Genomic DNA, 7219 nt, shown 5'->3' on the forward strand with positions numbered 1-7219 from the left:
CCGATCTGCATAACTGCGTTTCTTGATAATCTTTTGATACATTTTTGATTTTTTTATAGTGTATTGTCCTTTTTTGCCATAATCCGATGTTTTTAGGGCATAAACTGGAAAATATTTTCAATTCTTTTTTCCTAAAAATTCGTCAAAAACCCGTCTTTTCACCGAGACAAGCCCACTATTTCGTCATCCTCCAGGGTTTCATGAACGTACATATCAAGGGTAATGGAGGCGGAAGCGTGGCCCAGGTATTCGGATACCGCCTTGAGCTTCCCGGTCCTTTCAATCGCCCTGGTTGCGAACGTATGCCGCGCCCCATGCGGGGAGAAGTGTTTACCCGTCGCCTTCATTACGGCCGAAGAAACCCGCCGGAAAGCATAGTCCCGCAATACGGGCTTACCGCCGGAGGTCTGAAAGAGCCATGAGGATGTAGGGCCATAGACGGCCACAATGTCGGAGAATAAGGCCGCATCTATCCGGACTTCGCGCATCTTTCCGCCCTTCCCGTATAGCGGTACTCGGACCATGCTCCCGTCCTGCTTGCAATCGTCCAGCTTTATGTTTAGGGCTTCGGATATTCGTGCCCCGGTAGCCATAAGGAACATGAATAGCGCCATATCGCGGGGCGTCATCCGGGCCAGGGTAGCCCGTTCCTCTTTCGGGGTCAGTATGAAAGAGCGCCGGACCGCGCCCGTTGCTTTCTTCGGAGGCTTTATATCCCGGAGGGCTTCGGAGAAGGCGGCCGCTTCCTTCGCGGAGGTCAGTTCTTTAGCCGCCCCGCGGAGGGCCTTTTTAACGGCCGCAAGCATCGGCACAAGTGAGGCCGGGGCGTGGTCGGCCAGCTTCGCGGAAGCCCAGGCGCGGAGGGTTTCGGGGTCCGTGGTCCGTAGCCCGGTTTCTTCCGTGTATCTGAAATAGTCGGCCGCATAGTGTGAATAGGTCGCAGAGGCAGAAACGGCTTTCAAGCCCGCTTCACGGATAAGCGCCGCGGCCGTCATCCCGGAAACTTTTTCAATCTCGCCTGTTCTCTCTCTGTTTTCGGCTAGCATTTCCATAGTTTCCCCCTGTTTTCAGATATCATCATAACATTACTTATGTTGATATGTCAAGCGATATAGCAAGTTATGACGCAATACCATGAATAGGGAATAAGGGGCGTACAATGTTCCGGGTTTATTGTTCTTTCATTGTTAATCAATGGCCGGGGCTGGCACTTTCTATACGTGAGGACTTCGCTTTCTATGAGAAAGTGAAAAGCTCCTTTTTATGATGTAAGAATATTCCTGTTTCTCTAGCTTCGCTCTTGCTTTATCGCTTTTTTATCATGCAAGCGGATTCCCCGTTTTCCCGTGCTTCACCCGTGCTTCACTTATGGCTTCACCGTGGCTTCACGGCCTTTTTCCCGTTGTGTATCCGTTGTCCATTTATTGCGTCCTGATATTCCTGTTATTATTTTTCACTGCTTCATCATTGCTTCACGCTTTTTTCTCTAGTATTACTCAAGAAAAGTTTTCCCCCGCGACCGCCTTTTATCACCCCTAACCCTTGCGCTTGCCTATGGCCTTCCTGAGCCTTTTTTCTATGCTTCTTTCTTGCTTCACTTTCTCCATGCTTCCTCATGGCTACATTGCCATTACTCACCGTTTTTTCTCGCGTGTATGGACGCCGGAAATTCCGGTTATTCGCGGAATGAGGTGCGGGCCAGCATTTCCCTGACGGCTCGCCGGATAAGTACGGCCACGTTCCCGCCTTCGGCCGCGGCCATGCGTTCCAGGGCTTGCCAGTCGGCCGGATAGAAACCGATATGATGATTTACTAGCCTTTCCTTGCCGGGGCGCCTGGCGGCATTCTCTGGCCCTTTTATGGCCATTTTATGGCCGTTTTGTGGCTCTATTATGCCCTTTTTATGGCCATTTTCTGGCTTCGGTTCTTTCGGGGCGGCTTCGGCCTTCGTTCCCATAATGAAGGATAGGGCGTCATTCAATCCGGTATCTTTTTTCGCGCTCATATTTCCCCCGCTAGTTTTTGGAATGGCCCCAGGATGTCCGGCATATCTAAGGCCGGGCGGCGTAGGGTGTTACTGTCCATAAAATGCTGTCTATTCGGTATCTCTATCCCTGCATAGCCTGGTTCATTTCGGAGGGCTGAAAGGGCGGCTTCGGTGAGGCGTCGGCCCTTGATAGCGGCATTTAGTACAATCCGATAGGCAAGCCCCGGATTTATCGCCCGCACTTGTTCCAAGATTTCCCGCATCTCTACGAGTCCGGCCAGTGAAAAGCTATCCGCGTTTACGATGATATGGACCATATCGGCAATACATAGGGCGTTTATGTTCAGAATTGAAAGGCTAGGGGCCGTATCAATAATGACATAATCAAAGGCGGCCAGGTGAGGAAGTATCCGCGCCCGTAAGTATCCGTTTCGGTCTATGAGCTGGTTCACTTCGTTTTCAAGTATCGGGAAGGCTTTAGAGGCCGGGAGGATAGAAAGGCTGTCCGAGAGCTTCACGATATGCGCGGCCTTAAAACTGTCCAGCCCGGAAGGCTCCGCCCCGCAAAGGGTTGAAAGGTTCGCCTGTGAATCCAGGTCTACAAAGCACACCCGGCGCCCGCCCAGGGCGTAAGCGGCCCCCAGGTTGTAAGCTACGGTAGTTTTTCCCACTCCGCCCTTGCGGTTCGCTATGGCTATTATTTTCATGTCCCCTAGATCATCGGAGAGGAAAACCGGAAACATAAGGGGTTTTATAGCCATAATATGGCTATGTTTTGGCCGTACTAAGGCCGCTTCATGGCCCATCTTTTTATAATGGCGGTTTATTCCCGTTTTCTCTTTGTTCATCCTTTGTTCACTTCTTTTTTATAATGTAAGAAAACTCCATGCTTCGCCCTTGCTTCACCATTTTTTATAGAGTGCGGAATGACTTTTTTTTATAACGTCCGAAAACTAATAGTCAACGCGGCGAAAGGGCGGCTTCCAAGCCAGAAAACAACTTTTCAACCTCCGGCCTCAAGCATTCGTTTATGGTAAACAACCCGGAAAGGAGCTATTGCTTATAATATGCAATTTTCCCCCATCCCATATCACTGAGAATAAGTTCGTGGATCATTTTTGCTGTTGTTACTTTAGAAAAGCATTGGCGTATAAGTCCATATTTTACAGATACTTCGTAATAAGTATCGGATACTGATTCGATTATTTCACCTGCTGAATAGTTCTCTGAATAACTATATGGTCTTGCTTCGCTTGTATCGATAATATCTGATTGAGTTATGGTAAAAGAAAGTGTTTTATTATAATTCATCCATCTTCCAATAAGCCAACCAGGAGGATTAATATAGTTGGTCGTTGACGCCGGGTTGAAACAGGAAAATAAAAGCCCCGAAAATATGATTATAATCACCATAATTTTTTTCATATATTTTCCTTTGATTCTGCTATAGTTAACGGTTTTTCAAGCAATATAGATGTTCTTTTTTGCAGGTCTACCATGCATAGTATAATTTAGAGTTTATATCGCCTTTATTTATTTAGCAACAATAAATTATACAATACTAAAATAGTATTGTATCGTTTTTAAAAGTGTCAAGTAAATATGGGGTTCCCCTACTTCGTCGCATTTTATAGCGTCCGAAAACTCCGGGTTGACAGTTTTTGGCCAGATAAATTGGCAAACGTTAAGTTTTTAGCCCATTTATCTCCGTTTTCAACGGGTTCACACCCCTGTAATACATCGCCATTATGCGGCCATAATATGGCTATAGCATGACCATATTATCCCCCGCTTCCGTGTCCTATATATAAAACCGTCAAAACCTTTTTAGGGTCCGGATAATCCGGGGCGTCATTCACATAAGGGTGCGGGGCTATGTACCCCCTCCCCTGCTTCTGTGCGCCATAGATCGCGGCTTATCGCGTCCAGGGTCCTGGCTTACCTGTTTGCCTATATAATCGCATGGCGGGCCAGGAAACCGCCCTCCTGAAGGGATTAGAAAGCTCTGGCCTGGAGAATGTACGGCAAGGGTCCAATGCATGAAGAAAGCCCATAGAATACAGGCGGAAAATGGACTTTTCGGGCCTTTTATAGGCCGGGATGTCTGGCCCGTATCCGGCTTACAAGTCGCCCCGCGGCCATTGTCCATGCTTCGGTATAAATGCTTTCCTGTTCATCGGCTTTAGCTTCCATGCGGTTAGCCAGGCGCGGGTGTCCTTTCGCCCGTAAGTAAGCAGCCTTCTTCCTGGAGGGGTACCCGGTACCGATAGGTGCCTATCCCTACCCCCCGAAATAAGCGAAGAAAGAAAGCAGGATTAAACTATACCGGAACAGGGCCGGACCCCGTAGCGGGCCAGGAATCGGCCTCTGCGGGCATTTCAATAATGGCGGGTTTTGCCATGCCTTCATTGTAGTTTTAGCCTGGAAACGCATATATATTCAGCCTTTCCGCATGATGCGCCCCGTTTCCGTATTGATCGGAACTGCAAGTAAAGAAAGACGCCCGGCCCTTCGTAATAAAAGGCAGGGCGCTTGTCATTAGAAGGCGCTAATATAGCCGCCCTTCACGCTCTTTCCATTGCTTCATAGCTTCGCGGTCTTTCTTGTATCGCTCCCGTTGACGTTCTCCAGCTCCATCCGTTCCCGCGGCCTTCGCTATCGCTTCCAGGGCTGAAAAGCTAAGAGCATGCGGGCAGGTGTACAGCTTCACGGGCTTTCCATGTTTCGCCTTTTTCGTTCCCGCGGGTTCAATAACATTGGCCTTGAGTAAGAGAGAAAGCGCCTTACGGATGTAACGGAACGAAAAACGCTTGTCCATTAGACTGGAAACCGTGAACGATTGACAGTTGAAACCGTTTAGAGCGTTCACAAGGTGCGGGCCTGTACTTCCTAGAGCTTCCCGCCTGTACGCATTATGTGAGGCTGGCACAATGGTAAACCCGGCATGGCCTCCCGGCGGGCTTGAAGCCTTCCTGTCCTGGAGGGTAGATCCATCCTCTCCATCCCTAAGATAAGACAATGTGTCTATATTGATCGGTTCTGCAAGTAAAGGACTTTCCGGGCAGGCTTCGTCATTCTCACCCCTAAGAGCCTCTAATGTGTCTATATTGATCGGAACTGCAAGTAAAGCGGATTCTATAAAGGCTTCGGGAACTGTAAGGATAAGGCCGCCAGCATTGGATGAAATGACAGTAAGCGCCCCGGCTTCCCGAAGGCGTTCTAGGGCCTCTCTTACAGTAGCGAAGCCCTTTCCTACCCCTTCGGCAATATTACGGATAGAGAGGGAAACGCGGTCAGTATCGGCTATTCGTTCAATGTGAAGTATCCACCGGAGTACGGCCGCATCCGTGTAGCGCCCTATTCCCTGGAAGGGTGTATTCATGGCCAGGTAGTCTAGAGCCTGGTTCAGCCTTCGGGCGCGGGGCGTGGCTATCTCGGCATACTTCCGGAGGGCGCTACGGTATCCATTTTTTAGCCATTCTTCACCGTATCCGGCCCGTTCTTTCTCCCGGTACTTTGTCCCGGGCGCGGCGTGTTGCGAGAATAGGGCGCTAGTGTCATCAAAACCCCAGCCCATAGAAACCGCACGGAACACGGCCCGCTGTTCTCTTTCGCTTCGGTCCCCCCTGCTCTCCGGCTTCCGTAGGGCGTTCCAGGCGCGATCTCCCAGGCCGTAGAAAAGGCCCGAAGCCGCGCCGGGTGTCAGTATGATGTCATCATCGGAAGGCGCTACGGGCCGGATACCGAATACGTCCACAAGGTCGGCCCATTCATCGCTAGAGGGTGGATATATCGGCATCATGTAGCCATTAGAGAATAGATACAGCTGGACGGCGCCGCCTTTTTCGCGCCGGACTTCGGAGGGAGGCGCTACGGCATACTTTCCTTCGGCCAGGATGTCAGTATTCCATCGTTTAGCCTCGCCGGAGGCGCACGGGTAGGGCGCATAGAGGTAGACATGGAAGCCGCGCCGGGTCCGTACCACCGGGGAGGCGGCTTTCAGCTTGCGAAATACTGAACTTTTGTCCAGCTCTTGCCATTTTTCGCGGGAATCAACGTCCAGTACAACGAGATCGCGGGAGATCGCGCCCGCCATTAGGCCGATATTCGCCCCGGTTCTAGAAAAGAGCGCCGGGAGATCATCGGCCCGTTGCGGTTTCTCGCGTAGACTGGACCATGAGAAACCCCGCGGAGGCTTTTTAGCGCCTTCGGCAAGAGGTAGCACGGTCAGGCCCGCTTCATGGTAAAAACGGGCGTAGTCTAGCGTTTCGTTATTCATGCCCGCGCTTTCTTCCGGGCTGGCCAGCCTGCTATGTCCCGCGCCTTCCAGTAGTCCGATTTATGCGGGAAGCGCACGGCAAGGAGGTTTTCAAGAGAGAGGCGGAAGCCTATCCGCGTATTTTCGCCCATGTCCATGTCAAACAGGATGGAGCTTGTACGCTCACGGTAGGCCAAGGAAATGTGTTTCCCGGCCGCGTCTACTATATGCTCCGTAGGCTGTCCGGAAGTAATGCGCCCCGGTTCAAGGGTGAGGCTTCGGCCTTCACAGATAAAGCGAATAATTCCGGGTTCATTCATGGCCGCCCCCTTCCTGGACCGCGGGAACGGCTACGCGGAGGCTTTGAAGATCGGCCATAGATACGCGGAACTCACGGCCGACGCGAAAGGCGGGCAATGCGCCCTTTTTAATAAGCGCCCGGACGGTCTGCCCGGAACATGACAATTTCGCGGCCACTTCGGAGACGGTAAAACTTTCTGCCATTTTTGGCCCCTTTCGGGACTTCGGGGGGAGGGAAAAAACCGTGTACGGGAGGTCTAGGGAAGAGCCTTTTTAGTGTCTGCGGGTGTCTACGGGTGTACGCCATACACCAAAAAGCACGCAAAAACACCCAAAAACACCCAAAACCTACCTAGACGAATGATGCGGGATGTATTACGCTTCCTCTTGTCAGGGAGTAGGCGCTTCAAGCCGCTTGTACACGGGTCTTTCGGTTCCAGCCGGAAGGCCCCTTTTTTATGTAGGTAGAGCCTATGCACTACCATTCGTCCTGATTATACAGGATTGAGTCACAAACGTAAAGCGCGAATATAGTAGTTATTTACCTGTGCATAACTGCGTTTCTTGATAATCTTTTGATACATTTTTGATTTTTTTATAGTGTATTGTCCTTTTTTGCCATAATCCGATGTTTTTAGGGCATAAACTGGAAAATATTTTCAATTCTTTTTTCC

7 protein-coding genes are annotated in these 7219 nt (G+C 50.5%); all 7 read right to left on the bottom strand.

Annotated elements, in window-relative coordinates:
* Positions 1-158: 158 nt before the first annotated feature.
* Positions 159-1052, bottom strand: a complete 894-nt coding sequence (locus ACYC56_RS10540) for a tyrosine-type recombinase/integrase (RefSeq protein WP_461374138.1) — start codon at positions 1050-1052, stop codon at positions 159-161.
* A gap of 623 nt (positions 1053-1675) precedes the next feature.
* Positions 1676-2005: a hypothetical protein gene (locus tag ACYC56_RS10545; RefSeq protein ID WP_461374139.1), complete on the bottom strand. Its 330-nt coding sequence runs from the start codon at positions 2003-2005 to the stop codon at positions 1676-1678.
* A complete protein-coding gene (locus tag ACYC56_RS10550; RefSeq protein ID WP_461374140.1) occupies positions 2002-2835 on the bottom strand; it encodes a ParA family protein in 834 nt (277 codons plus the stop codon). The genes ACYC56_RS10545 and ACYC56_RS10550 overlap by 4 nt, the downstream gene beginning before the upstream one ends.
* Positions 2836-3040: 205 nt before the next feature.
* On the bottom strand, positions 3041-3412 hold the full coding sequence (locus tag ACYC56_RS10555; protein ID WP_461374141.1) for a hypothetical protein: 372 nt from the start codon (positions 3410-3412) through the stop codon (positions 3041-3043).
* Positions 3413-4535: 1123 nt separating this feature from the next.
* Positions 4536-6266: a bifunctional DNA primase/polymerase gene (locus ACYC56_RS10560; RefSeq protein ID WP_461374142.1), complete on the bottom strand. Its 1731-nt coding sequence runs from the start codon at positions 6264-6266 to the stop codon at positions 4536-4538.
* A complete protein-coding gene (locus ACYC56_RS10565; RefSeq protein ID WP_461374143.1) occupies positions 6263-6565 on the bottom strand; it encodes a hypothetical protein in 303 nt (100 codons plus the stop codon). Before ACYC56_RS10565 ends, ACYC56_RS10560 begins: the two co-directional genes overlap by 4 nt.
* Positions 6558-6749: a helix-turn-helix domain-containing protein gene (locus ACYC56_RS10570; protein ID WP_461374144.1), complete on the bottom strand. Its 192-nt coding sequence runs from the start codon at positions 6747-6749 to the stop codon at positions 6558-6560. The genes ACYC56_RS10565 and ACYC56_RS10570 overlap by 8 nt, the downstream gene beginning before the upstream one ends.
* Positions 6750-7219: the final 470 nt, after the last annotated feature.

The organism is Candidatus Aquicultor sp. (genome assembly GCF_054640775.1).